At 45.1% G+C, this 26428-nt stretch carries 26 protein-coding genes and 1 pseudogene; 7 read left to right on the forward strand and 20 right to left on the reverse strand.

Features of this window, described 5'->3' with window-relative positions:
• Nucleotides 1-91: 91 nt before the first annotated feature.
• Nucleotides 92-817, reverse strand: coding sequence for an alpha/beta fold hydrolase (locus tag PAE54_RS03790; RefSeq protein ID WP_326518485.1), 726 nt, complete (start codon nucleotides 815-817; stop codon nucleotides 92-94).
• Nucleotides 818-932: 115 nt separating this feature from the next.
• A complete protein-coding gene (gene ftn, locus PAE54_RS03795) occupies nucleotides 933-1397 on the reverse strand; it encodes a heteropolymeric bacterioferritin subunit Ftn (protein ID WP_326518486.1) in 465 nt (154 codons plus the stop codon).
• A 524-nt stretch (nucleotides 1398-1921) separates the two neighbouring features.
• Here ftn and PAE54_RS03800 point away from each other — a divergent pair.
• Nucleotides 1922-2338 (forward strand): annotated as a pseudogene (locus PAE54_RS03800) (trehalose-phosphatase); the annotation flags it as partial.
• Between the two features lie 39 nt (nucleotides 2339-2377).
• Here the strand turns inward: PAE54_RS03800 and ligA are convergent.
• The 5 genes from ligA to PAE54_RS03825 form a co-directional block, all read right to left on the reverse strand.
• Complete coding sequence (ligA, locus tag PAE54_RS03805; protein WP_442784375.1) at nucleotides 2378-4408, reverse strand: NAD-dependent DNA ligase LigA; 2031 nt, start codon at nucleotides 4406-4408, stop codon at nucleotides 2378-2380.
• Nucleotides 4409-4491: 83 nt separating this feature from the next.
• A complete protein-coding gene (locus tag PAE54_RS03810; protein ID WP_326518487.1) occupies nucleotides 4492-5442 on the reverse strand; it encodes a cell division protein ZipA C-terminal FtsZ-binding domain-containing protein in 951 nt (316 codons plus the stop codon).
• Nucleotides 5443-5447: 5 nt separating this feature from the next.
• The gene (smc, locus tag PAE54_RS03815) at nucleotides 5448-8900 is read right to left on the reverse strand and encodes a chromosome segregation protein SMC (protein WP_326518533.1); all 3453 of its coding nucleotides are present in this window, start codon (nucleotides 8898-8900) and stop codon (nucleotides 5448-5450) included.
• A 10-nt stretch (nucleotides 8901-8910) separates the two neighbouring features.
• Nucleotides 8911-9606, reverse strand: coding sequence for a GntR family transcriptional regulator (locus PAE54_RS03820; RefSeq protein WP_326518488.1), 696 nt, complete (start codon nucleotides 9604-9606; stop codon nucleotides 8911-8913).
• Nucleotides 9607-9767: 161 nt separating this feature from the next.
• On the reverse strand, nucleotides 9768-10571 hold the full coding sequence (locus PAE54_RS03825) for a sulfite exporter TauE/SafE family protein (protein ID WP_273777334.1): 804 nt from the start codon (nucleotides 10569-10571) through the stop codon (nucleotides 9768-9770).
• Between the two features lie 28 nt (nucleotides 10572-10599).
• Here PAE54_RS03825 and PAE54_RS03830 point away from each other — a divergent pair, with 28 nt between their 5' ends.
• Together PAE54_RS03830 and PAE54_RS03835 are read left to right on the forward strand one after the other, a co-directional pair.
• Nucleotides 10600-11349, forward strand: a complete 750-nt coding sequence (locus PAE54_RS03830) for a biotin--[acetyl-CoA-carboxylase] ligase (protein WP_326518489.1) — start codon at nucleotides 10600-10602, stop codon at nucleotides 11347-11349.
• Between the two features lie 17 nt (nucleotides 11350-11366).
• On the forward strand, nucleotides 11367-12113 hold the full coding sequence (locus tag PAE54_RS03835; RefSeq protein WP_326518490.1) for a pantothenate kinase: 747 nt from the start codon (nucleotides 11367-11369) through the stop codon (nucleotides 12111-12113).
• Nucleotides 12114-12169: 56 nt separating this feature from the next.
• Here the strand turns inward: PAE54_RS03835 and ffh are convergent, their stop codons facing one another.
• Nucleotides 12170-13582: a signal recognition particle protein gene (gene ffh / locus PAE54_RS03840; RefSeq protein WP_273777337.1), complete on the reverse strand. Its 1413-nt coding sequence runs from the start codon at nucleotides 13580-13582 to the stop codon at nucleotides 12170-12172.
• A 147-nt stretch (nucleotides 13583-13729) separates the two neighbouring features.
• Between ffh and PAE54_RS03845 the strand changes: the two genes are divergently transcribed.
• The 3 genes from PAE54_RS03845 (at nucleotide 13730) to PAE54_RS03855 (ending at nucleotide 16369) form a co-directional block, all read left to right on the forward strand.
• The gene (locus PAE54_RS03845; protein ID WP_326518491.1) at nucleotides 13730-14536 is read left to right on the forward strand and encodes a cytochrome C assembly family protein; all 807 of its coding nucleotides are present in this window, start codon (nucleotides 13730-13732) and stop codon (nucleotides 14534-14536) included.
• A gap of 228 nt (nucleotides 14537-14764) precedes the next feature.
• Nucleotides 14765-15196 (forward strand): hypothetical protein, encoded by a 432-nt coding sequence (locus PAE54_RS03850; RefSeq protein WP_326518492.1) that lies wholly within the window; start codon nucleotides 14765-14767, stop codon nucleotides 15194-15196.
• A gap of 228 nt (nucleotides 15197-15424) precedes the next feature.
• Complete coding sequence (locus PAE54_RS03855) at nucleotides 15425-16369, forward strand: tRNA-dihydrouridine synthase (RefSeq protein ID WP_326518493.1); 945 nt, start codon at nucleotides 15425-15427, stop codon at nucleotides 16367-16369.
• Between the two features lie 92 nt (nucleotides 16370-16461).
• On the opposite strand, the gene PAE54_RS03860 is transcribed toward PAE54_RS03855, so the two are convergent.
• The 12 genes from PAE54_RS03860 to PAE54_RS03915 all read right to left on the reverse strand — a co-directional run bounded on the left by PAE54_RS03860 (nucleotide 16462) and on the right by PAE54_RS03915 (nucleotide 25232).
• A complete protein-coding gene (locus tag PAE54_RS03860; RefSeq protein ID WP_273777341.1) occupies nucleotides 16462-17052 on the reverse strand; it encodes a LysE family translocator in 591 nt (196 codons plus the stop codon).
• A gap of 340 nt (nucleotides 17053-17392) precedes the next feature.
• Nucleotides 17393-17749 (reverse strand): ribonuclease E inhibitor RraB, encoded by a 357-nt coding sequence (locus tag PAE54_RS03865; RefSeq protein ID WP_273777342.1) that lies wholly within the window; start codon nucleotides 17747-17749, stop codon nucleotides 17393-17395.
• A gap of 77 nt (nucleotides 17750-17826) precedes the next feature.
• Complete coding sequence (locus PAE54_RS03870; protein ID WP_326518494.1) at nucleotides 17827-18177, reverse strand: DUF488 domain-containing protein; 351 nt, start codon at nucleotides 18175-18177, stop codon at nucleotides 17827-17829.
• A gap of 18 nt (nucleotides 18178-18195) precedes the next feature.
• Complete coding sequence (locus PAE54_RS03875) at nucleotides 18196-18642, reverse strand: SRPBCC domain-containing protein (protein ID WP_326518495.1); 447 nt, start codon at nucleotides 18640-18642, stop codon at nucleotides 18196-18198.
• A gap of 148 nt (nucleotides 18643-18790) precedes the next feature.
• Nucleotides 18791-19159 carry a ribonuclease E inhibitor RraB gene (locus tag PAE54_RS03880; RefSeq protein ID WP_326518496.1) on the reverse strand — a complete coding sequence of 123 codons (369 nt, stop codon included), beginning with the start codon at nucleotides 19157-19159 and terminating at the stop codon, nucleotides 18791-18793.
• A gap of 177 nt (nucleotides 19160-19336) precedes the next feature.
• Complete coding sequence (locus tag PAE54_RS03885; protein WP_326518497.1) at nucleotides 19337-20053, reverse strand: SIMPL domain-containing protein; 717 nt, start codon at nucleotides 20051-20053, stop codon at nucleotides 19337-19339.
• A 163-nt stretch (nucleotides 20054-20216) separates the two neighbouring features.
• Complete coding sequence (locus tag PAE54_RS03890; protein WP_326518498.1) at nucleotides 20217-20882, reverse strand: pseudouridine synthase; 666 nt, start codon at nucleotides 20880-20882, stop codon at nucleotides 20217-20219.
• 307 nt (nucleotides 20883-21189) lie between these two features.
• Complete coding sequence (locus PAE54_RS03895) at nucleotides 21190-21873, reverse strand: DUF421 domain-containing protein (RefSeq protein WP_326518499.1); 684 nt, start codon at nucleotides 21871-21873, stop codon at nucleotides 21190-21192.
• A gap of 101 nt (nucleotides 21874-21974) precedes the next feature.
• Nucleotides 21975-22292: a hypothetical protein gene (locus tag PAE54_RS03900; RefSeq protein ID WP_442784376.1), complete on the reverse strand. Its 318-nt coding sequence runs from the start codon at nucleotides 22290-22292 to the stop codon at nucleotides 21975-21977.
• Between the two features lie 92 nt (nucleotides 22293-22384).
• On the reverse strand, nucleotides 22385-22636 hold the full coding sequence (locus PAE54_RS03905) for a hypothetical protein (RefSeq protein ID WP_326518500.1): 252 nt from the start codon (nucleotides 22634-22636) through the stop codon (nucleotides 22385-22387).
• Nucleotides 22637-23039: 403 nt separating this feature from the next.
• Nucleotides 23040-23747 carry a DUF1003 domain-containing protein gene (locus PAE54_RS03910; protein WP_273777351.1) on the reverse strand — a complete coding sequence of 236 codons (708 nt, stop codon included), beginning with the start codon at nucleotides 23745-23747 and terminating at the stop codon, nucleotides 23040-23042.
• A gap of 597 nt (nucleotides 23748-24344) precedes the next feature.
• Nucleotides 24345-25232: a DMT family transporter gene (locus PAE54_RS03915; protein WP_326518501.1), complete on the reverse strand. Its 888-nt coding sequence runs from the start codon at nucleotides 25230-25232 to the stop codon at nucleotides 24345-24347.
• A 422-nt stretch (nucleotides 25233-25654) separates the two neighbouring features.
• Here PAE54_RS03915 and ygfZ point away from each other — a divergent pair, with 422 nt between their 5' ends.
• The gene (ygfZ, locus tag PAE54_RS03920) at nucleotides 25655-26377 is read left to right on the forward strand and encodes a CAF17-like 4Fe-4S cluster assembly/insertion protein YgfZ (RefSeq protein WP_326518502.1); all 723 of its coding nucleotides are present in this window, start codon (nucleotides 25655-25657) and stop codon (nucleotides 26375-26377) included.
• The last annotated feature ends 51 nt before the right edge of the window (nucleotides 26378-26428 follow it).

A 26428-nucleotide genomic window follows, 5' to 3' on the forward strand; every position in this document is an offset into this window, starting at 1 on the left:
ACCCACACGCTGCTTTTCAAGACATTTATTCATGCCATACATCTTAAACTTGCAGGATAGGAAAAGAAATTGCCAGAAACTCCAAGCCATATCAATTTTTCTGCCAATTTGCACAAAAACCCAAAATTTGCTGTACTGTCCAGTCAGTTTCAAAGCAGGGAAAACTGTGTGCAGCCTGTTTCAGAACTTTTACCTGCAGATTTTTTGCAGGCAATTTCTGCATTTTCGCGACGATCTGGTGAGGAACCAGTGCATCCTGCTCAGCATATAAGTGAAGTTGGGCACCCGGATAATGTTCGAGTTTTTCCACCAGATTTAACTGGGCCAACAGTTCAAGCCCATCCTGTAACAGTTGATGATTGGGTTGATCCTGTAATTGTTGCAGCATTTTCTGCTGTTCTTTAGCGCTAGCACTGCCCATGGCGATCAGGGCAATAAAACGCTTCAGGGTTTGTGCCGGTAAGCGCTGGAAGGATTCCTGAAAGGTTTGAAAGGTCTCTTTGGGCATCGCACAATGCCAATGCGAATGGGCCACAAAAGAAGGGTTGCTGGCTAGAGTAATCAGTGGCTTAGCCTCCCCATGCTGTTGATAGATGGCATCGGCCAAAAGCATGGCCAACTCGCCCCCCAACGACCACCCCATAAGCACATCAGCACCGCGCGCTTTCTCGATATATTGTGCGAGAACTTCAGCCTTTTGTGCAGGAAAAATATCGCTCAGCTCAACCTGAATATCATGTTGTTCCAGTGCATGTTTTAAGGGATGTAACACAGCAGTTCCCATTCCCCAACCGGTGATCAACAAGATATTTAGCATGTGCTCTCTTCCTTTCTTGCGGCGCATTTTTATTGGGACTATACGCTGTTTTTTGCTAAAACGCAGCCGTAAAAAAGCCCAATACAAGATTGGGCCTGAATTGCAAAAAACTGGATTAAATCTGGGACTGAATATAGTTTTGTAAGCCGATTAATTCAATGAGACGCAACTGTTTTTCCAGCCAATAAGTATGGTCTTCTTCGGTATCAGACAACTGTTGTTTCAGCATATCACGACTGATGTAATCGCCTTTTTCTTCACATAAGCGAATACCGGTGACCAGTTTTTCACGCACGTGATATTCGAGTGCCAAATCAGCATTCAAACAGCTCACGACATCGGTACCGACTTTAATGTTTTCACGCTGCATATTGGGTGTACCCCCCAAAAACAGCACACGGCGGATGATCGCATCAGCATGGGAAGCTTCTTCCTGCATCTCATGATCAATACGTTCAAAAATTTTAGTGAGACCCCAATCTTCATACAGGCGTGAGTGAATCAGGTATTGATCCCGGGCTGCCAGCTCGCCACCGATCAACATATTTAAATAGTCTATGACCTCTGGATTGCCACGCATAAGCTCATCTCCAAACTGTTTTGCTCTTTATTATGAGTAAGTTCAAGCACAAATGCAAAATTAAAATTATGTAAGTTTATGATTTTTATAAAATTAAAATGAGAAACATACGCATTTAGATCGGCGATAAGCTTTTAATTATTTGTTTTTGCATATTATTTTACTCAGGATTTTTTTGTAGTTAATTTATCAGGATGACATCGTGTTACACAAACCCATCAAGAATGTCAAAGAAATATGGCATTCGGTCGTAGCCGCCATATAAATGTAAGTAAATTTTAAATCGGTTACACAACTTAACCTGATCCAATTTCTATTCAATCATTTTTAATTCCTTCATTTTCCAAGCATATTTTAAAAAGCTGACACTCACATCCCGAGTTCCTCAAGCAGGATGTTATGAATATGAACCGACTATGTAAGGCTAGTTAATATTGTGTAGGCAAAATACTAAATTCTGACCTGAGCACATTTTCTAATGCTAAAAGAAATCAACAGCTTTAGAAAATGATCAGGACAATTTTATGGCTAGCCCGCTGGATGATACTTTTTTAGCGCCAAACTGTTCTCATCCTCTCGATCTGATTGACACCCTAAACTTTACTACTCAGACCTATTGCCTGTTTTTAGACCTTGATGGCACCTTGGCTGCTTTCCAGGACAATCCGCAACACAGTTTTATTCCACCGGCAACGTTACAGCTCTTACGACATTGTATCGAACAGACTACCCCGGTGATTGCGGTGACCGGACGTGATCTCACGACAGCCGAGAAACTCTTGGCCTCATTACCCATTCCGATTGCCGGTTTACATGGTCTGGACATCAAAATTGATGCCAAAAAATTACTACGTCCGGATTTAAGCGCTATCAATTTTGACCAGCTGAAACAACAGATCAGCAAGGCTTGTGCGCTCTACCCTGATTTACTCATCGAAAATGAGGAGCGACTATGTAAGATTCAGCTAACAAGCATGACATTAAAGTTCTTGACCATAAGTTTTCATCAACTCGATAAACTGATTTTCATCGAGTACGGGAATATTCAGTTTTTCAGCTTTTTCCAGTTTGGATCCCGCCTTTTCACCCGCGACCACACATTTGGTTTTACTGGATACACTACCACTAACACGTGCCCCTAAAGCCTGTAGCATTTGCGTTGCCTGATCCCGGGTCATGAGCGCCAGTGTTCCGGTCAGTACCCAGCTTTCACCATTGAGGGGCTGGCGGCTCGGTGCCGTTGGCGCATCCCAATGAATCCCGGCAGCCAGCAGACGTTCAATCACTTCCAGGTTATGCGGTGCCTGGAAGAAGTCGACAATCCACTCCGCCGTAATATCCCCCACATCGGGGGTTTTTTTCAAAGCATCAATATCCGCCTGCTGTAAGGCTTCAAAGGTCTGGAAGGTATTCGCCAACATGCGTGCCGTGGTTTCCCCCACACCGCGTATTCCGAGCGCATAGATAAAACGTGCCAGCGTGGTTTTTTTACTGTTCTCAATGGCATCGATCAAGTTCTGAACCGATTTCTCTCCCATCTTTTCGATGCCGAGCAAAGTCTGGCGATGCTCATACAAATGATAGATATCTGCAACATTATTCAGCAGGTTAAGGTTGAGTAATGATTCCACCCAACGATCACCCAACCCTTCAATATCCAACGCCTTGCGCGATACAAAATGGCGAATGGCTTCAATACGCTGTGCCGCACAGTACAAACCGCCGGAGCAGCGCGCCAGTGCCTCACCTTCAGGCATCACCACCGGAGAAGCACAGACTGGACATTCAGCCGGCAAATGGACCACCTGTGCATCATCTGGACGGAACTCTGGCCAAATTTTTTCCACTTTGGGGATCACGTCACCGGTACGGTAAACACTGACCGTATCGCCCACGCGCACATCCAGACGATGGATTTCACCGATGTTGTGCAAGGTCACATTGGACACTGTAACCCCACCGACAAATACTGGATTGAGACGTGCAACTGGTGTTAAAACACCGGTACGTCCAACTTGCCAGTCAATCTGTTCAACAATGGTCAAGGCTGCAACAGCCGGAAATTTGTAGGCGGTGGCCCAACGTGGCTCTCGGCTTAAGTAACCGAGCTGCTGCTGTTGTTTCAGGCTGTCGACCTTAATCACCATACCATCAATTTCAACCTGCAGATTTGGCCGTTCCTGCTGGATTTGCTCATACAACCGCTGCACTTCAACAATCGAAGGACACAGGAACTGGCGCTCTGCAATCTCGAAGCCAAGTTGGAATAGCCACTGCAAACTTTCATGCATGGACTGTAAACCGTTTGAAGGTTCACATTGTGCAATGCCATAGGCATAAAAGGCCAATGGGCGCGCAGCAGCAATCGCAGGATCAAGCTGGCGCAAACTGCCTGCAGCGGCATTACGCGGATTGGCAAAGGTCTTCTCTCCTTTGGCTTCCTGCTCGGCGTTGAGTCTTTCAAAACCCGACTTCGGCATTAACACTTCGCCACGTACTTCCAGTAAACGCGGAATTTCGATGTCAGTCGAAGTCAGCACTTTCGGCAAGTTACGGATGGTTTTGACATTCTGGGTAATGTCTTCTCCGGTTTCTCCGTCACCACGGGTTACCCCACGCACCAGCACACCATTTTCATACCACAAGGAAATGGCCAGCCCATCGAGTTTCAGCTCAACATCATAAGTCACCTCTTGCCCAGGCAGCCGTTCTTCTACGCGGCGAGCAAAAGCAAACAGTTCATCCTGATTAAAGACATTGCCCAATGACAGCATCGGTACGGCATGGGTCACACTTTCAAATTTCGACAGCGCTTTACCCCCAACTTTATGCGTTGGCGTATCGGCTTGGATCAGTGCTGGATATTGCTGTTCCAGAGCTTTCAACTGCTGAAACAGGGCATCATATTCGTGATCGGAAATAACAGGCTGATCCATGACATAGTAAGCGTGATTGTGCTTGGCAATCAGTTGAATCAGTTGGCGCATTTGCGCGACCACAGCGGATGTCATGATAGTGTTCCCCATACAAAAGGGCGGATAATCCGCCCTCAATTTGACTGCCCAGCATTATATAAGAAGATGCTGTGAACTGTTTAAACGTTTTCCTGAGCTGGTCGATAATCAATCACTTGATGACGCCAGTGTTCTTTCAGCTGTGGCGTGAATTCCAAGTTATTCTCATCGTACACCTTGCCCTCAATTTCACGGGCGATCAGGCCGGCAATGCTGGCCATCATATCAAAACCGGTTTGTGCATGCGGGTTTGGTAACGCTAGAAAGAACGCCAGACCTTGAACCTGTTCGGTCGACAGGGTTTCCAAATCAAAACCAGCCGGGCCTTCATCAGTAATACGCAAGACCGAGAACATTAGCGGGCTTGGCTCATTCGTTTCCAGATAACGATGGAAACAGGACATCTCGCCATAACGCAGGCCATATTTCATCAATACTTTCAGTGTCTTATCACCTGATAAAGCACGACGTGGGTTCGGATAGACATTCAGCGCGATAATGTACTGGGCATTAGCCAAAGCGCTTTCATCATCCTGGCGTTGTTGTTCATGCAAATGCACATCCAGAATACTGCTATCACCATCAAAGTCAGAGATTTGTGCTGTTTCCAACTCGGGATTGAGGCTAAGTTCCGGCTCAACTTTTTCGCTCGCGCTTTTTTTCACCGCTACATCTGGTTCTTGATCTACAGCATCCGCTTTGGCAGGTTCAGTCTCTGGCGTATGGTCTTCGACGGTTGCTGTAGAGGACGGAGCAACTGGCGTTTCATCCTGAGCAGAAGCAGGTGGAGCAGCTTCTTCTGGTTGTTTGGTCGTGCTGAGTACCGGTTCAATGCGGTTCTCCGGCTGCTCGGCAACCGGCAGCTGATCACGCACATGACGCGGAATCACCGGCTGGTTACTGTCAGGATCAACGTGTAATTCAGAATCAAGCGAAGGGGCGGCATCATTCGGCTTTTTCAGTATCATCCTCAGACCCAGCAGAATGATGATCACTGCGATCACAATGCCAATGATGGTGTTGATTTCCATTTTTTTTATGCCTCCACGACTAAACCGTATTCTTTTGCCTGTTCCAAATTTACAGTGACTAATTTTGATGTTCCCGGTTCAGGCATGGTAACACCCAATAAATCGGTTGCCATCGTCATTGCAAGTTTATTATGTGTAATGTAAATGAATTGTACCTGTTCAGAAAGTTCTTTTACCAAATTACAAAACCGTTGTACGTTGGCATCATCCAGTGGAGCATCCACCTCATCCAGTACACAGAACGGTGCCGGATTCAGCCGAAAAATAGCAAACACCAAAGCCAGTGCAGTCAATGCTTTTTCTCCACCTGACAGTAAGGCCAGGGAACTGTTACGTTTGCCTGGAGGACGGGCCATGAGTTTTACCCCGGATTGCCAGTCATCTTCCAGTGTCAGGTTGGCTTCTCCGCCATTAAAAACTTTGGGAAACAGCTGTTGTAGTTCAGCATTCACCTGCTCAAACGTCGACATAAACAGCTTACGGGTTTCCTGATCAATACTTTTCATGGCCTGTCTCAGCTGCTCAACCGTATTTTCCAAATCCTGAATCTGATGGTTCAACTCGTCATAGCGCTGAGCAACTTCTTCATATTCCTGCGATGCGGCCAAGTTCACCGCACCGAGTTTGGCGAACTGTTGCTGGGCTTTTTCCAGTTGTTGCTGATGCTGGGTCAGATCAATCTTGCAGTCTGGCAGAATTTCACTTTCGAGTGCCTGCAGCTGTTCGCGATAATGTGCCAGATCTGATTTGCTGGCTTGCCAAGCCAAACGCTGCTGTTCGAGTTTTTCACGCAGCTGTTCATCCTGCTGCTGATATTGATGACGCTGTTCAGTCAGCTGCTGCTGTTTTTCCTGCACGCTGTTCAGTTCAAGCTGCCATTCATTCCAGTGTTTTTGCAATTTTTCGGTTTGCTGGTACTGCTCGGAAAACTCACCTTGCAAGGTAGGTAATTCCAGCTGAATCGGGTCAACAAATTTTTTCGCCTGCTCCATTTGCAGCAGAATCTGTTGTTGCTGGGTGTGCAGAAAAGACTGGTCTTTTTCCAGCAATTCAATCTGCTGTTGGATCTGACTGAGCTGACGGCGCTGCAGTTCGACATTCTGTTGCAGTTGCTGGTAATTTCTCTGTTCGGACTCAGCCTGTTCACTGAGCTCGTCAACCTGATACTGCAGGGCTTTATAATCTGGCAGTTGCTGTTCCAATTTTAAAGCGACTGCATGCAGATCAATCTCCAGATCATCACGTTGCATGGCATCTTCTTCGTACTGCACATCCAACTGTTGCAACTGTTCGATCAGCTGACGTTTTTGCACGCTAAAGGCTTCGGCACTGGCCTGCCATTTCACGATTTGCATTTCGAGCTGCTGTACAGCCTGCTGTTGCTGTTGCAAGCGGGCCTGCTGAGTGGTTAATGTCTGCTGAGCTGCTTTAATTTTCTCAGCATAATCCAGTAGGCTTTGCTCAGCCTGTTGCCATTCCGGTTGCTGCTCGGTCAGAGCCTGCTCGATTTCCTGCAGGCGGATGCGGTGGCTGAGAGCACCCTGCCTAGCTTGACTATTTTCATCATAAAGCAAGCCAATCACCCAATCCGGCCCCACCTGATAACCATCCAAGGTTAAAATGGACTGGCCAGCCTGTAGCTGATTTTGCCAGATCAAAGCGTCTTGCAAAGTGTCTGCAACCCCAATCTGCTGCCACAGTGAATGGGCAGGTTCAGCAATCCAATCCGCCAAGCAGGCCAAATGCCCCAGTTGCAGCCTTTGTTCGGTCAGGGCTGTTTTTAACTGGCGCGCGACTTGTGGCTGAAAAGGCATATCAATATCTAGCACCTGTGCCGCCAGCCATTGTGCCAGTAATTTTTCAATCAGCGCAGCATGCGGTTGGGCTGCCTCTTGCAGTTTCAGCACCTGTATCAATTGTGTGGCCTGCTGTTGCTGTTGTGGACTGCTCTTCACCACTAAACGCTGCAGGTTTTTCTGTTCAGATTGCAGTACCTGAACAGCAGCTTTCAGATCGGCACAGCGTGCTTTCTGCTGGGCATAGTCTGCCTGTAATTGTTCTAACTGTTGCTTATCCTGCTGTAGCGTCTGTTCGAGTTGCTGCACTTGCTGGGTCAGCTGCAGCTTTTCATCCATCCACTGCTGCAGTTCTTCCGGCTGGTATTGCTGTTCGAGCTGGGTGCTTTGCTGTTGTAAGGTCTGCTTTTGTTGTTCCAAGCGCTGCATATTTTTACTGAGCTGTTCGATCTGAGCCTGCATCTGCAGTTTCTGCTGCTGATACTTTTCAACCTGGGCCTTGATCTGCTCGAATTGCTGCACTGTCTGCTGCTTTTGCACATTCAGTATCTTCAGCTGCTGTTCACGTTGTTCACGCTGCTGTTCCTGATCTTGCAATTGCTCGGCCAATGCTTCCTGCTGCTGTAGCAGTGTTTCAAGCTGTAGATCAATCAGTTGGCGCCGCTCTTTGCTTTGGGCTTTTTGTTGTTCCAGTTGTGCTAGCGTTGCAGTGTTCTGCTGCAGCAAAGACTGTTTCTGCTCCAGACTCATTTTCAGTTCAGCCAGCTTTTTCTCGGCTTGCTGCCACTCACTTTGTAAGGGTGTGGATTGCTGAATCAAACGCTGAAACAGCGCATTGGTCGCGGCCAGGTCATGCTCAACGGTATTCAGTTCGGAACGAACCAGTTTGAACTGCTCACCGCTTTCTGTCATTTGCAGGGTATATTCCTGCTGTAAACGCTGGCTCTGCGTGCATTGAAAGGACAGAATTTCAATTTTAAAGCTGCGAATCTGCTGCTCAAGCTGTTTGTAATGCAGTGCGGTTTCTGACTGACGTTTCAGGGTTTTCAGCTGCGACTTCAGTTCCTGGGCAATATCTTCCAGACGCGCCAGATTCTGCGTGGTATGTTCCAAATGCTGCAGGGTTTCACGGCGACGTGCCTGATAGCGCGATACGCCAGCAGCCTCTTCAATAAATACCCGTAATTCTTCAGGTTTGGCATCCACCAGACGGTTAATCATGCCCTGCTCAATAATCGCATAAGAGCGTGGCCCCAGACCGGTCCCCAAAAAAATGTCGGTAATATCACGACGGCGGCAGCGTGTCCCGTTCAGAAAATATTCGGACTTGCCATCCCGATTAACCTGCCGGCGCACTGCCAGCTCGGTATAGGCATTATAGGCACCCCCCAATTGGCCATAGGTATTTTCAAAACGCAGTTCAACACTGGCCATACCGACCGGCTTGCGTTTGGCTGTCCCGGTAAAAATGACATCCTGCATGCTGCCACCGCGCAGCTGCCGTGCGCTGGATTCGCCCATCACCCAACGGATGGCATCAATGACATTCGATTTACCACAACCATTCGGGCCAACGACGGCGGTCCGGTTATCACGGAAATGTAAAGTCGTACTGTCCGCAAAGGATTTGAAGCCCGAAAGTTTTAAACTGCTTAAACGCATAGTGTCCAGATCATTGGCGCGCACAACGCGCCCAAGCCAATTCAATTTGTTTCATTCGTGTCAGGGAGTCCAACACGAGGTTACGCAAGTGTCGGCAAAAATCCTGCATAAATAAAGTGGCTTGAGCGGTTTTTCGGATCAAAATTGCATCAATTACCTGCTGGAACAGTTGAAATGCTACCTGTAAGTCGCGCCGTGCACTGTTCAGGGTCAAAAAATAACTACGGCGTAGGGAGGGTAACAACTGCTGATAAAACTGCGTCATGTACGGATTGTCAATCAGCTGAGCCTGCTGCTGTAGATACTGAAAAATCGCATCGTAGAAAAATTCACTTTGGCCGGCCTGCACATACTGCTGCAATTGCAGCCGAAGCTGCTCTAGATCTGGCACATGCACAGGACTATAGCCCTCACTCAACCTTTGCACCATATAACCGAGTACCAGAGCACTACTGTCAAACAGCAGATGCACCTGCTGCAGTGACATTTCCGACACCATCGCCCCGCGGCGCGGATAAATCTGGATCAGATGGGTACGCTCCAAGAGCAGCAAGGCTTCCCGTACCGAACCCCGACTGACATTCAGCTCTTGCGCAATTCGTAGTTCAGGAATGCGTTCGCCTTCCAGCAATTCACCGTGAATGATCTGTTCACTGATCTGCTGGGCAATCTGTTCGGACAGACTTGCTACGTCTTGAAATTGCATCACTACTCCGCTCAATTCGATGTGCTATGAACTATTTTCAGTATTAGCGTGAGAAAAGCTGTTGTAGCGGATTTCAGTCTGGGTGAGCTATGTCTTTGTCACATCAGTTTTGTGTGTTTTTGGTCAAGGTGCTGGCACATTGCGCACCAGCACTACCCTCATTATCGAGTCAAACCTTGATAAACTAGATAGCTGCCCACGGTCAGCAGCAAACCGGCGAAACATCTTTTCAGCATGACGGGTGATAAAGCATGTGCAACTTTTGCGCCAAATTTCGCCGTAATAAAGCTCATCACGCTAATGCCGATAAAGGCATAAATATGCACATAGCCAATCACATTCGGTACGTTAATTGGCTCATTGGAACCAAACCACATGAAGCCAATTGCACCAGCGACCGCGATCGGCAAACCGCACGCTGCTGAAGTGGCCACGGCATTTTGCATAACCACGCCATGACGGTTCAGATACGGCACTGTCAGGCTACCGCCACCAATACCAAAAATCGCCGATGCAATGCCGATTCCACCTCCCGCCAGGGTTTGCATAGGTGCAGAGGGTAAATGACGGCTCGTGTCTACAGCCGCTTTGGCGCCACTAAACATCCGATAAGCCATCCAGACGGCAAATGTTCCAATGACCAACTGCAGCTGTTGCCCACCCATCCGGTCGGCAATCCCTGCGCCAATAAACGAACCAATGACCAGACCAGGAGCCAGATTGCGAAACACCGTCCACATAACAGCGCCACGTTTATGGTGAGCCAAGACTGAACTGATCGAGGTGACGATAATCGTCGCGAGTGAAGTCCCCACGGCCATATGCATCAGTACGGAAGGATCGTAATTCAACTGGGTAAAAACGATATACAGAATAGGGACAATGATCAGGCCACCACCAACGCCAAACAAGCCTGCGGCAAAACCAGCGATTGCACCAATCAGTAAATATATGATTAACTCCATAAATATTTTCCACTATTCTCAGATTCAAATGGATTTAGAGACCCGCCAGCTTCGACAATTACTGAGTGAGCAGCATCAGCTTCCTGAAGTCTTATTACTCAAACAAACCACTACCTCCACCAATGATGATGTAAGGGCGTTTGCACAAAAAGGAATCACATCTGTACTCGTCTCAAGTGTCCAGCAGACTCAGGGACGAGGACAGCGACAACGACAATGGGTGTCACCGGAAGGGAATATTTATTTAAGCACATTGCTGTCCTTAGGAACACCCATAGACGGACGCCTGGCATTGGAAATTGCCTTAAATATTCTACAAATGCCGAGTCTGCAGCCCCTCAACCTGCAAGTGAAATGGCCAAATGACCTGTACAGCCCACAAGGCAAATGGGGTGGCATCCTGATTGAACCGCTGTCACCGCATCAGGTGATTGTTGGTGTCGGAGTCAATACTGCGTCCATGTCAGAGCATCAACTGGATCAGCAAGTCAGCTCACTGACTGAACTTGGACTGTTGCAGCCCAACCGGGTAAAACTGATTGCCGAACTGTATCTGGCGATTCAGCAGGCCGGTCAATGGTTTAATCATGGCTGCCCGAATCTGGCACAACGTTTCAATCATCATGCCAGCTTTATGGGAGATAGCGTAGAATTTGAACACCATCACGGCCTCAGCACCGGCATTTTCCGTGGCATTGCGGATGATGGTGCGGTACAACTTGAAACCACAAACGGAATTGAACTGTTTTATCAGGGTCGCCTCCGCCGGCTAGCCTGAACTGAATGGATACACAGATGAAAAACTTATGGCTGGATATCGGCAACACTCGCCTCAAATACTGGATTACTGAACAGCAGCAAGTCATCGAGCAGGGTGCAGAGCTGCATTTGCAATCCCCTGCTGATTTACTGCTGGGTCTGATCCAACATTTTAAAACCCAGCATTTACAAAATGTTGGCATCTCTTCAGTTCTGGACAGTGAAAATAACGAGCGCATTCGCCTAATTTTAAGCCAGCTGAATATTCCTGTGGTATTTGCCCAAGTGCATGCCGAATATGCCGGCCTACACTGCGGTTATGCGGAACCACAACAACTGGGGATTGACCGCTGGTTACAGGTATTAGCAGTCGCTCAACCGAATCAGGAATTTTGCGTGATTGGCTGCGGCACCGCCCTGACCATTGATCTGGTACAGGGTTTACAGCATCTCGGCGGTTATATTTTACCCAACCTGTACTTGCAGCGTGATGCACTGATTCAGAACACTAAAGGTATTAAAATTCCGGATTGCGCTTTCGATGATCTTAGTCCCGGTCAAAATACCATTGATGCCGTGCATCATGGCATCTTGCTGGGTCTGCTGAGCACCATCGAACACATCATGCAGCAATCCCCGAAACAGCTCGTGCTCACCGGCGGTGATGCCGCACTGTTTGCCAAATTCCTGCAACCGTATCAACCTCGGGTTGAATCCGATTTACTGCTCTATGGCTTAAAGCATTATTTGCGCCATCATCCACAATTCAATGAAATCAGCTAAATTCAGCCCATAAAAAAAGGCGCACATTACGCCTTTTTTATGAGGGAGAACTGAGCTTATTTTTTCGGTTCGTTATTACCGAACAATGGGCCCATTCCTGCACCGCCACCACCAAACTGTTTCTGCAGATTGCCCAGTCCACGCATCATTTTGCTCATGCCTGATGGATTAGCAAATTTCTTCATCATCTTGGCCATCTGGCTGTGCTGTTTCAACAGTTTGTTGATTTCCGAAACATCCATACCACAACCCGCTGCAATCCGTTTTTTACGGCTTGGGTTGATGATGTCCGGATTACGGCGCTCTTTCGGCGTCATCGACTGGATAATCGCTTCCATTTTTTTCACTTGCTTTTCTGGATTCGCCTGCTCAAGTGCCTGCTGAATACCGGAATTGCTCATGCCTGGAAGTTTGTCCAGGAAGCCCATCATACCGCCCATTTTTTTCATTTGCTCAAATTGCATCAGCATGTCTTCAAGATTGAAGCTGCCGCCTTTCTGCAATTTTTTCGCCATTTTTTCGGCTTTTTCTTTGTCGATTTTACGTTCAACTTCTTCGACCAAAGAAAGTACGTCACCCATGCCGAGAATACGTTGTGCCACACGTTCCGGATGGAATGGCTCTAAGGCATCAAGTTTTTCTCCCATACCGAGGAACTTGATTGGCTTGCCAGTAATCGCACGCACAGACAGTGCCGCACCACCACGCGCATCACCATCGGTTTTGGTCAGGATCACACCTGTCAGTGGTAAAGCATCATTAAAGGCTTTCGCGGTATTGGCCGCATCCTGACCGGTCATGGCATCGACCACAAACAGGGTTTCGGTTGGCTTGATCGCGGCGTGTAATTCCTTGATTTCGCCCATCATGTCTTCATCGACATGCAGACGACCTGCCGTATCGACAATCAGGACATCGGCAAACTGGATTTTGGCCTGTTCAATGGCACGATTGGCAATCGTGATCGGTTGTTCATTCGCGCTGGATTCAAAGAAAATCGCGCCGACTTCACCCGCAACGGTCTGTAGCTGCTTGATTGCTGCCGGACGGTACACGTCGGCAGACACCATCGCTACTTTTTTCTTCTGACGCTCTTGTAGGAAACGGGCCAGTTTCGCTGCAGTAGTGGTTTTACCCGCCCCCTGCAAACCGGCTAACAAGATCACCACAGGAGGTTTAGCTGCAAGATCCAGTGTTTCGTTGGCTTCGCCCATCATCTTGGTCAATTCGTCATAGACGATCTTGACAAAGGCCTGGCCTGGAGAAAGCTGACTCATCACTTCTTGGCCCAATGCCTGTTCCTTAACTTTCGCGATGAATTCACGAGTTACAGGTAACGCCACATCGGCCTCAAGAAGGGCCATACGTACTTCACGTAACGTATCTTTAATATTATCTTCGGTCAGCTGCCCTGAGCCAGTAACATTTCTTAAACTCTGCGTGAGTCGTTCTGTTAAGGTATCAAACATTGCAAAATCCGCTTAAAATGGCTAGTTGCAAAAAAATCTTTCTTCAATTAGAAAATTTATGCATAAGATGCTATAGGATACTTTAGTTCGCGTAGAATTTATATCTTCTAACATCACGAATCTTCATCATCCCGCAAAAGGTTTGACATGATCAGTCTCCCCTTGGTTTATCTCGTTTTGGCCCTTGTTGCCTATAGCTCTGCATTTTGGTACTTGTTAATGCAACTGATGTCAAAACGTCATCCCCACCATGGACTGATCAGTATCCTGTTAAGTTTGGGTCTCATTTTACATGGCCTGATCTTATCTGGCGATATGCTCACCCTGTTGGGCGTAAATTATGACGTTTTTAACCTGATGTCATTTACCTCAGGTCTGATGTTGCTGCTCAGCCTATTGTTCAGTCATTACCGCCCAGTAATGGCACTGAATCTGATCGGTATTCCGGTGGCTGCACTAGGCCTGATTCTGGGCTTTGGTCTGAGTAAATCCAACCAGTTGATGAGTGAAAACTCACTCAGTCTGGACATTCATATTCTGCTGTCGCTTTCTGCCTATGCCATTTTGCTGATGGCTGCTTTGCATGCCCTTCTGCTTTGGGTACAAAACCGTGAGTTAAAGAAAAAGCAAAAACGCCTCTGGGTCAATTTATTACCCCCCTATCAGGCTATGGAATCCTTGTTATTTGACATGCTGGGGATCGGTTTTGCCCTGCTGACCATCGCACTCGGCTTCGGTTTTTTCACCATTGATAACTTCTTTGCCCAGCATCTGGCACATAAAACCACCTTCAGTATTCTGTCCTGGTTTGTTTTCGGCATCCTGTTGATTGGTCATTACCGTTTAGGCTGGCGTGGACAAAAAGCCATCCGGTTTACCCTCAGTGGCTTTATGCTGTTGGCGATCGGCTTTATTGGTAGCAAATTTGTGCTGGAAATGATTTTGGGACGTTAATTTTGCTTTCTTTAATTTTGTGAGAGATTGACCGTGGAACACTGATCAATTATCAATCATTAAACGCAATCAATTCATAAAAAAGCCCAATCGGGTTGGGTTGATTAATAAAAAATTATAACCAATTGATTTAAAATAAATAATTAAAAATACTTCGCATAACATGTATTATATTAATTTACGTAATACTTAATAATCTGAAGTTTAAACGTATAAAATGAGATAAAAATGCAAAATAATATGAGTGATAATAAAAAAGTTGGAATTACTTGGATTGCCTGGTTAACCACACTTCCCTTTTTTTATATAGCTTTAACAGGTGGTGGACCTAAACGAAATATTTATATATTTTTTGAGCATCTCACCAACTTATCACATCTTTCAGAGCTTACATCCAAGCAACTATTTGAAGAATTTTATTTTCCATTAAGTGTTTGGATTTCCATCCTAGTATTATTTGCTATGAATATTGGCTGGTTACTGAATAAAAGAATTAATCCTATTATTGTTTGCCTCGGATCTTTTTGTGGAATTCTGCTTTCATCGTTGGCTCTCTCCTTGACACTGGCATTCGGTTTAGGACTGCTTTTAATTCCAGGAATTTGGTTTGCTGGTTATTTCGCGATGTGGCATTTGAACTATAAATCAAAAAATACGTAATTGAACAACTATCTGTAACCTATATTCTTTGATTTTAAGGCAAGTATTAAAATCATTTTTTATTCAAAAAATTCCTATTTAATACCACGGACATTATCTGAAAAAAGTCTGTCAGCACCAAGTAGAAATGCCCACTTTCCCATCCCTCACTAAAAGCACCATACTGAACTTGCCATCCCTGTTAAAAAAACGTATAACCCTGTTTTTTGATCGCTAGGGCAAACTGTCTTGAAACTCATCCTTGCACCCATGGAAGGTCTAACCGATCCCATCATGCGTGACGTGCTGACGCATGTCGGCAGTTTTGACTGGTGTGTGACCGAGTTTATCCGGGTTACAGATACCGTATTGCCCGATCATATTTATTATAGCTACTGCCCTGAACTAAAAACCGCAGGCAAGACAGCAGCAGGTACTCCGGTCCACGTACAATTTCTAGGTAACAACCCGGAAATGCTGGCAGCAAATGCCGTCCGCGCAGTCGAACTGGGTGCACCCGCAATAGACCTGAATTTTGGTTGTCCGGCAAAAACCGTCAACCGTCATCGCGGTGGTTCGATCCTGCTAGATGAACCGGATGTGGTACACCTGTTAGTCAAAGCGGTCCGTGATGCCGTTCCAGCGCATATTCCGGTTTCAGCCAAAATGCGCTTGGGCTACCTCGACGAAAATCATACGATGGAGAATGCCTATGCCATTCAGGCAGCAGGTGCCAGCTGGCTGACGGTACATGCCCGAACAAAGGCAGATGGCTATACTCCCCCGGCGTATTGGGAAAAGATCCAACCCATCCGTGAAGCATTAAACATCAATGTAATCGCCAACGGGGAAATCTGGAACAACCAGCATGCCTTGAAATGCTTACGCGATTCAGGTTGCGAAGACCTGATGCTGGGTCGGGGAGCTGTCACCACCCCAGACCTGAGCCAATGTATCCGACAAAACCTTGATGAGCCAGTACTGCACTGGACTGATCTCATTGAATTGCAAATTCGCTTTTTGAGTGGATCCAGCAAAACTGAAATCGGGATGGTCGGCCGTTATAAGCAGTGGCTGGGGATGATGAGCAAGCATTATCCGGAAGCCAAAGCCCTATGGGATGAGATTAAACGGCTGAAAAAGCTGGACGAAATTGTTGAGAAATTGCACTTGAGCCGTGGCATGGTCGGCTAATGCTGAGACGGTCCAGCGGCTGCCAAGTATCTCCCAAACGGCATACTGAACGTTAAAGAAAAACGCTCAATTTTTTATGCAGCCTTGTGTTATTAAAGTGAGGTCATCGCTGAATAGCTGAGTGGAACCGAAAAACTGATCAGAATCAATGATGCAGTACGCTGCAGGTTGCGCTGGTTCAGCCAACTGATCCTGTTTGAGGTCAACAGATACCCCATAAAGACCCAGAAAAATGCAATGGGAACCAACAGCAGCAGAAATACCACCATATTCTGCATATAGACAGGCACACTATTCCAAGTCGCTAACGGAAAAACCGCTGAAGCAAATAACAGAGCTTTGGGATTGAGTAACGTAGCCAGGAACAATTGACGCGGCCCAATGATAGTGACTTTATTCAGGTCGGTATTCGCTGCACTTTTCCACAGCTTCACAGCGAGAAAAAGAATATACATTGCGCTCAGTAATTTCAGCAGGGCGGGTAAAAAGGGCAAAGTTTCAGCCACACGATCCACAAAAATCCCCCAGATACTAATCGCGATCAAGTAGCCTAGTGCTTCTGCAGGAATCAGATGTAAAGATTTTTGAAATCCCACCTGTATTCCAGAAGAGGCCAATAAGGTATTGGTCGGTCCAGGAGTGAGCAGAATTGTCATGACTAAAGCAATAAACATCCAAGACATAACTTTTGCCTTTTCCTTTTTGAGCCGCACAAAATTAATCGAATATGACAGTTTTGTCACGTTCTATCTTGTTTTACGTTCACATTGAGGCATTTTGCTATGAATTAAAAGGTTTAAAACGTAACCATTTCTTACTGAGAAAACAAAAAATTAAAAATCTAACCTATTGTTTATTCATAATTTTTTTAAAATTTTGATGTTTTTAATAAGTGGGATTTAAGCAGATCAAACCCGATCTGACGCAACAGTCTAAAATTATATTTTTCACGGATTTGAATAGGATGCACAATCGGGTCACTTCGAGTTGATGTGAGAGGCCACATCAACTCTTTTTTTATTTTTAGGATTCAATATCTACCCAAGCCATACAGCCCCAGCCATCATATTGACCGGAGAACTGTAGCGCCACCTGCTTTAACCAGGTTTCAATTTCCACAATCTCAGCATAGTCCGGTGGCATCGTGATATGAACCACCACTTCCCACAGCAAATCGCCCTCTTCATCTTCCTGATAGAGTGAAACCTTCTGTTCCTGACGCAATAAATGCAAAGCACTCTGCTCAGCCTGAGATTGATCGGGAAAAATCAGGGTAAAGTCAATTTCTCTGATTTCGGTCAAGTCATCGCCATCGAGTGCCATCTGCCATAGCACATCACCATTTTCATCTGCAGGAAATTGTTGCGGATCTCGTTGCATGATCATCCTTATTGTTGTGTGTTTATTATAGGTCTTCATACTAAGCCAATTTTATGACCGAACGTCAATAGCGCTGTCTATTTAACTGCTTCAATCACCTGTTTCAACACCAGCGCATGATTATAGTGCTCACTTTTAACAGCGGTAATCAGGCTGATCTTTTGTTTTTGCGCCATCTGTTGCAGCTGCTGTATCAGCTCAGGATAACAGGCCAATTCAGCCTTATAACGTTGCTTAAATTCAGCCCAGCGTTCAGGATCATGCGCATACCATTTCCTGAGTGCTGTCGATGGAGTCAGTTCCTTCGGCCACAAATCAATATGTGCCTCAGCCTTACTCACACCTCTAGGCCATAGCCGATCTACCAGGATACGTTGACCATCAGATTCATCCGCAGCAACATAAGCACGTTTAATCACAATATTCATCCATGATCATCCATCTTGTTACGTATCTGAAATAACCGGTGTCACCAAGAGCTGTAGCAGCTGCAAGGATTCTTGCCACCCCAGATAACAGCCGTCCAAGGGAATCTGCTCGGGTATGCCACTTTGAGTAATATAAAGGGCTGTTCCGATGGGAACCTCTTTAAAATCCACTGTAACCTGGATGCTTCCAGCGAGACTTGAGTCATCAAACTGGTCGCTATAGCATAAGCGCTGATGAGGAATAATCTCATGATACACGCCAGAAAAAGAGATAATCGTGCCGGTAGAAAAATTACGAAAAGACATGCGATAGCCACCCCCAATTTTTAGATCAAGATGACTGACTTTGGCGACAAAACCATGCGGTGCCATCCATTTCACCAGAGCATCAGGATCAACAAAAGCCTGAAACACTCGTGCTGGAGGCGCAGCCAATACACGATGTAATTTGACCGTATTCATCATTTTTCCTTTCATTATTGTTTTCAGTTGTAGTGTAGGACAGCCCACCGTTTGCTGTGTAGCGCTTTGGTATATCCCTCTGCTGTGAACCACAAAATGAAATAAAAAAGCATGTTCAAATGAACATGCTTTTGATGAGAAGAGGTTGTGTTTAGTCTTCTACTTCTTCGTCTAGATCATAGAGATACGTCATACAGCCCCAACCATCATATTCACCTTGAAACTCGGTCGCGATGCGCGTAAACCACTCTTCGAGGTCCTGAATATCCTGATATTCAGGAATCATGTTGACATGTGCATTCAGCACCCACAACTGACTGCCTTCGGTTTCCTGAAATAGAGAAATCTTTTGTTCCTGCTGTAATAAATGCAGGGCACATTTTTCTGCCAACTCTAGCGTTTTAAAAACAATCGAAAATTCAATTTCATGTGGCTCATTCAGGTCATCACCATCTTCGTACATTTCCCAAAGCAGGTTGCCGTTATCGTCATCAGGATATTGGGTATAGTCACGTGTCATTGCTCTATTCCTTGTTGTTGTTTACTAATTTTAAATTTTGTTTGTCCTGATACTAGCAGAGTTATATGTCAATTGTGTGCCCGGTTCCTGTTTATTTTTATCGATTAAATCTGTACCCACAATTAAGCAAGATTCAGCCGAGTCATGAATACAAATCATGATCTGCAACGCCTCTGATTAGTCGGACAGATAATAGTCGACCGTCGAAACTACCCGGACTTTCTTCAGGTAAGGGGTATTGCTGTCGCGATCTTCAATACTGAACTGCCCCTGATTGGCGGATTTAATTTTACCCAGTTGGCTGTTGGAATCAGCAGCAAATTTTTCAGCCACCTCACGTGCCTTACGTGTTGCTTCTTCAATCATCGCGGGCTTAATGCTGTTGAGCTGGGTAAATAGATACTCGGTTTTCTGACCGTATTCTTCACCGCCAAAGGCAATGCCTTTTTTACCTAACGTTACCAAACCATTTTGCGCGGATCGAACAGCATCAATACGATGGGTATAGACCGTGACAGTTTGATGTGCGGTATAACGTAATGCGACATTACCCTCTCCACCATATTGCTGTGCATATTTATCAGTCACGACAGGCACGGCGGTCGTAATTTCACTGGGTTTAAAACCCGAATTCAGCAAAAATTGCTGCACGTCACGGGCATGGCTTTCCATCAGGGCATACAGTTCTGTTAAATCCTGACTAGCCGCAGAGAAACGGATCGGCCAAACCGCAATATCTGCCCGCACTTCCCGATCGGAAAGCCCTTTTACCGAAACCACCCGCTCATATTCTTTGAAACGCAGCGCACTGTTTCCCAAGATCCAGCCCATGGTGATTAATCCGAGGCTGATCAACACACCCAAAATCAGGGCAGCTTTTGGCTCGTGATTCATTCTTGACTCCTTTGGGCGTTAGCGTTGGTCAAGCCCGGTTGCTTGTTGTTATCCGGATTATTTTCTGCTCATCTATTCAGCATAAGGAGTGCCCAGCGCGAGATCAATTAGCAACATGCAACAAACTGATACTATCAGTGAAAATAAGCGATTGAGAATGAATTTAAAATGGCAACGGTGACTGCAATTTCAGCAAATTTCCCTGCAGAGGATGTTGAAAAACCAGATCCCAGGCATGTAGAGCCAAACGTTGTAATGGACTACGTGTAGGTTCCGGGTGATAGAGTTTATCGCCAGTAATTGGATGGCCAATATACTGCATGTGCACGCGGAGCTGGTGTGAACGTCCGGTAATCGGCGTTAAAAGTACCCGGCTGATGTCCTGCTCAACATTATAATCGAGTACCTGATACAGCGTTTTCGCGGACTTACCCAATTCAAAGTGCACGATCTGTTGGGGACGATTCTCCCAATCGGTAATCAGGGGAACTTCCACACTTCCCTCTCCTTCAAGCTGGCCTTGCACCAATGCAATATAGTGCTTCTCAACTGTTCGGGCCTGGAACATTTTACTGATCGCGACCTCTGCGGTACGGTGTTTGGCAAACATCAGCAAGCCTGAAGTGGCCATATCCAAACGGTGGGTAACTTTGGCCTCAGGGTGATCACGCAGAATACGCGCATAAGCACTGTCATGATGCTCTGGTAAACGCCCTGGCACGGACAACAGTCCAGCGGGTTTATCAATCACGATCAGATCATCATCTTCATAAATCGTACAAAGCGCGTGTTGCGGAGGTGCGTAGACAAATGAAGAACGGGCGGACATTAACAGTTCAATCCTAAAAATTCAAAAGCGCGTGGACGTTAGCAAGGTGGCTACGGGCTGTCAACAGTGCAGCACTCCTGAACAGCTATCCTATAAGGTTAGGATGGCAACTGGCAAACCGCATAATTCTATTTTATAGATGACTCATACAATCGACATCTTACTTCGTGTGTTTAGCCGAGCCTATCAGGGTCATAAGTATCTACTTAAAATGTAAACCATTCAGAATCAAAGGCTGAATTGCAGAGGCAACTGTTATTTTTTGATCTCAAGTCAAAAGTTGTTGCCATCCGAAAATTATCAATCATTACAAGCTCCAGTGTGCATCTCTAATCGCTTGCGCCCAACTGGTATGATTGCAGCGTGGACAACGTTGCCCCTGAATCTGTTCATAAATTTGTGTACAGCCACAAAACATGCAGGCATAAAAAGTATAGGGATGAAATTGCTCAACTTTGACATAGGCCTTAGGAAAAATTGGTAATCCCCATTTGGTGGTCTCAGCAGCGTAAAACAGAACACTCAGACTACCATCAGTTTCCAGTAGAGCCGCCCGGACTTGCCCCAGATGTTCAATGTTGGACTGACGCATTTCAGCAAAGAATTCATCATGGGAAAACTTTTCTTTTGCGACATCATCAATGACCAGCTCTCCCTCTTCCACAATATAAAGGGGCTTTCCTTCCAGCAATTCCTCAATTTTCTGGTTTTTCATCATGCTCCAGGTGGTAAACCGGTACAGCAACAGAATGGTGAAAATGACCAGAAAGGCCTGAACAATCGGCAGGTCTTCAGTAAACATAGGATCGCCCGCAGCCGACCCCAGACATAAAATAATCGCCAGCTCAAAAATAGAAAGCTGGCGAATTCCTCTTTTTCCAGAAATGCGTAAAAAGAGCAAAATTAAAATATACATGACACAGCTACGAACCATTATTTCCAGAATAAAAGGCCAAGTAGTGTCATGTATAAATAATTTAAAAACATCCATGTAAATAAACCTATTCTCATTTAACTATTATTTATTACGTATTATTAGTTAGGTTTATCATAAAGTTATAAAATGTTTAAGTTGAAATAACAAAATAGCAACTACATTCTGTCCCATGCATCTTTTACTGCATGTTTGGCGTGTTCCCATTTTAAACGAGATTCCGCCTTAAACTCTTCCCATTTTGAACGTAAACCTGTCTCTTGATCTTCGAAACGGGCATCCTGACCTGACTCTGCACGAGCACGGCTCCCTAAAGCATAGGCTGAAGATAGATCACGGTCATAATCCAGATCAGGAATTTCTTTTTGAAAATCGCTGTAATATGGGCGATCGACATAGTTTTGACGCCAATATTGTTCAGAATCTGAATTGTTATATGACGGACTTGGATTATTGGTATTGATGTTATTCATCATGAACTCCAAATTTTTTGTTTTGAAGTTAAGGAGAAGCATCAGATATTCTCCTTAACTTCAGGTCGAAATTAAGACAAAATTTTTACCAGGACTTATTTATGCTGGTTATTTTGCGAATTTGACTGATCACGCTGATTTTGTTGCGTATTTTTCTGGTTAGAGCCAGATTGACGACGGTTTTCATTTTGCTGCTGTTGTTGATTACCCATACCACCATTATCCTGGTCACGTTGCCGCCCTGGCTGCTGATTTTTCTGGTTCTGTTGATTCTGCTGGTTGAACTGATCATTCTGTTGTTGCTGCTGGTTATTTTGCTTTTGCTGCTTTTGATTTGAATTCATCATTTTCACTACCTCATCAAGTGGAACACATAAGATCTGAATCGTTCAGACACTCATATAAGTAGCATGGAAAAATTCAACTCCCCACCCATCGGCTGTTACAGTCTTTTTAAATGTAAGCGGGCAGAAAAATTATGTGTTTTAAATCAAGAGAATCACGTTCATTAGCAATTTAAATGATTACATTATTGATCTTATTTAACATAGCTCTCTAGAAAGACGTTTATCTTTTAGCATTTTTTATAATGGCGTGACTTTTCCCAATTTTATTTATCTTGATGATTATAACTAGCAGTAAATTCTTAAATATATCCGTTAAAGAATAAATAAAATCATCTTCAAATCAACACAAACACCACATTTTTGATTTTAAATTACATTTTCACTATAAAGAAAATAGTATTCTTTATTTATTTTGCTTTTTACTCATCTCTTCCAACAAATCGAGTTGAATTTCCTGGATTTGCGCTAGTCGTTCCCATTGATGTGACAACAGATGGTCAACTTTTTCATGTAAGTGTCGAATTTCCAACTCAGCTTTAAGGTTAATCTGGTAATCATACTGGGAACGTAAACGGTCTTTGGCTTCCTGCCGGTTTTGGCTCATCATGATGATCGGTGCCTGAATGGCTGCAAGACAGGACAGTAATAGATTGAGCAGGATAAATGGATATGGATCTGCGGGATGAACTTTCATCACCATGGTATTGATCACAATCCAGATCAGCAAAAACAAAGCAAAACAGATCAGAAAAGCCCAACTTCCACCAAAAGTCGCGATTTTATCCGCCAACCGTTCGCCAAAACTCCACTGCTCATCAAACTCTGATTCGGCATTTTTCGTAATGAGCTCATGCTTTTGCATGCTTTCAACAACTTCTTTTTCCAGATCCGTCAGTTCACCTTTTTCAGACTTCAGTAAGGCATGCACGTACTGAATCCGGTATTTGGCCAAATCCGACTGACAGATATAACTGTCCAGAGAACCTTCGGGATAATCATGAATAATCCGTTCTGCAATCACCTCACGAATCGCCTCAATTGGCATGAGCTGATCACGCTGAAACTGTTTCTTGCAAACCAAACATTCACGACATTCAACCTGGCTGTCCATGAGCATTCTCTGGGCATAAAAAGAATGAAAAAGATTATATAAGGTTTCGCAACGATTGCGATGGTAGGCTGACTCAAATGGTGAGTAGCCGAAGTCCAGAAGAGTGTTCTTATTCTTGCAGGATGTGCACTGCTACAGCGGTTTTACGGTCAGATTCTCGATCTCAAAAGATCATAAATTGCCAATCAAAAGTTATAAGGGTGTATAGAAGATTGGGGTTGCGTTACAACCCGTTTTGCTGGATAAACAAAACTTTCAGCATTCTGATGGATCACATCATTGGCCTGTCTGCCGAATCGAGACCTTGTGGGTCAATACACCTACACGGGATCAGTGCTGGTGCATATTCATCTTTTCGGTTTCTATCTCACCCTCATGTATTAATTTAACTAAACTTTACCGGGATTGTTTCCCGAAAATTAGCCAATCAACCCAAAACCTCAAAAAATATTTTCACACAGACATTTAAAAATGGAAAAATCAACAACAATAAACCAATTCACTGATTAATCTTCCGGATCTCATTACTTTTTCTGGACGTACTGCGTCACAGCTTAGCGCTGAGTGATTCCAAAGAAAAAGATAGTGAAAGGCTGGCTAAGCCCAGATCACCATGATGGCCGCCACAATCACGAGCAATAAACCCAGATGGTCAGATCGGGCCAGTTTTTCCTTAAAGAAGAATGCCGAGATCAATAAGCTAAACAAAATCTCGACTTGACCTAAGGTTTTCACAATCGCAACGGTCTGCATGCTCATGGCACTGAACCAGCCTAATGATGCCAGAAAACTGCAGACACTCACCTTAAAGGTCAAGCCCAGACGTTGCCACATGTGATATAGCGTTTTTCGGCTAAAGAGAGCTAAATACAGCAACAACGCCACACATTGAAAACTGATCAGTGAACACAATACCCATGCCGCACGATGCAAAAAAGGCAACATACTTAGTTCTAAACTGGCTTCACGCACCAGCAAAGAAGTAACAGCAAAACACAGCCCGCTCCCCAATCCAATCATAAGCGTTTTGACGGATAACTCTGTATGTCGGCTGCCTTTACTCAACAAGAAAACCGCAATCGCTCCGATCAACACCCCAAGCCAGCCCCAGCCGGTTAAATGTTCCTGTAGAAACACAACCCCAATTAAGGCAGCCAGAATGGCTTCACTTTTCGCCAAGCCAATCCCAATTGCATAATTTTTTTGCTGGAATAATTTGACCATCAAGGCCGTAGCATAAATCTGGCTCATGCCGGCAATCACCACGTACACCCAGAATTTATTTGAAAAAGTCACATGGGCTGTAATCGGTTGCTGGCTATATAAGATTGCCAGATAGCTAAAGGCAAAAATTGGCGCAAACAGGAAACGTGCCAGCGTTGTTCCATAAATATCGACACTGCTACTGAGCTGTTTTTGAAATGCATTGCGCCAGGCCTGCATAAATGCCGCCATCAGCGTAAAAAGAACCCAACTGATTGCCATAACTTGAAATGCTGAGAGCAAAAGAAGTGGCTAATTTACGCCTTTGCAGGATGTTTTTCGAGTGATGAACGTCCTTATTTACATTTGATGTGTTTATTTTCTTCTTACTCAATGGGTTCAGTTAAGCATGACATTTTTATATCTATCACGGTTTATGAGAGGCGTTCTTTATAACATAATTGCTGTTAGAAGCCTTTTTCGGCTATTTCAATATCATTGAGTGGCTGATTTCATCATTTTCATGCTGAGACTCGCTATTTGAAAAATCAGCATAAATTTTCATGAGTTAAAAGCAAAAACCCGTGGTGTAGTTTTACTGGCCTGGATATCTGCCATTTGCAGTCTAAACAGTGTTTTTTTTGTCAAAATAAAGCAAAATAAGCCTCATTGTTTAGTACTAGATTGACATTCGAGACCATCCCATGAACGACTTTGCTTTCTCTCGTTTCACCCTGAACGGTGTTGATGCACAAAAATTCCTGCAAGGCCAAGTTACGTTGCATGTTGAACGTTTAGAAGAAAATGTCACGCGTTATACTGCAATCTGTGACCTGAAAGGCCGGATTCAGTTCGGTTTATGGCTGAAAAAACTAAGCCCTGAAAGTTTTGAAATTGTGGTTATGCAGGATCAGGCTGAAGAATTTGCCAAACATATCCGCAAGTTTGGGGCCTTTTCCAAAATCAAACTGGAAGAAGCAGGTACGGTATTCCCTATTCTCGAAGGAGATAGTACCTACTTTACTGAAAGCTCGACAGATCTCATAAACTGGCAATTACAGGCGATTGAGCAGGGACAGGCCTGGATCAGTCAAGCTACCGAACATGAGTTTCAGCCACAGGAATTACGTTTGCACCAGCGTGAAGGCGTGCATTATGACAAAGGCTGTTACCTTGGACAGGAGATCGTGGCGCGTTTATGGTTTAAAGCCAAACCAAAACACTGGCTGCATCTGGTACAAGGTACAGGTGAAGTACCAGCTCCTGCAACAAAATTACATAATGATATCCAAGTCGTGAATAGCATCGCGATCGAAGCTGGCTATAAAGCTTTAGTGATTGCCAAGCCAGCTGCACTGGAAGAGCTCGGTTTAGTGGTCTTGCCGTTGCCTGAAGCCCTCAACGGCGATGTGGCACGCCCACAATAACAACACCATTGTTACCGATAGAGAGCGGTTTTGACCGCTCTTTTTTATGGT

This window comes from Acinetobacter minutum (genome assembly GCF_035916735.1).
In the GTDB taxonomy this organism is placed as follows: Bacteria; Pseudomonadota; Gammaproteobacteria; order Pseudomonadales; family Moraxellaceae; genus Acinetobacter.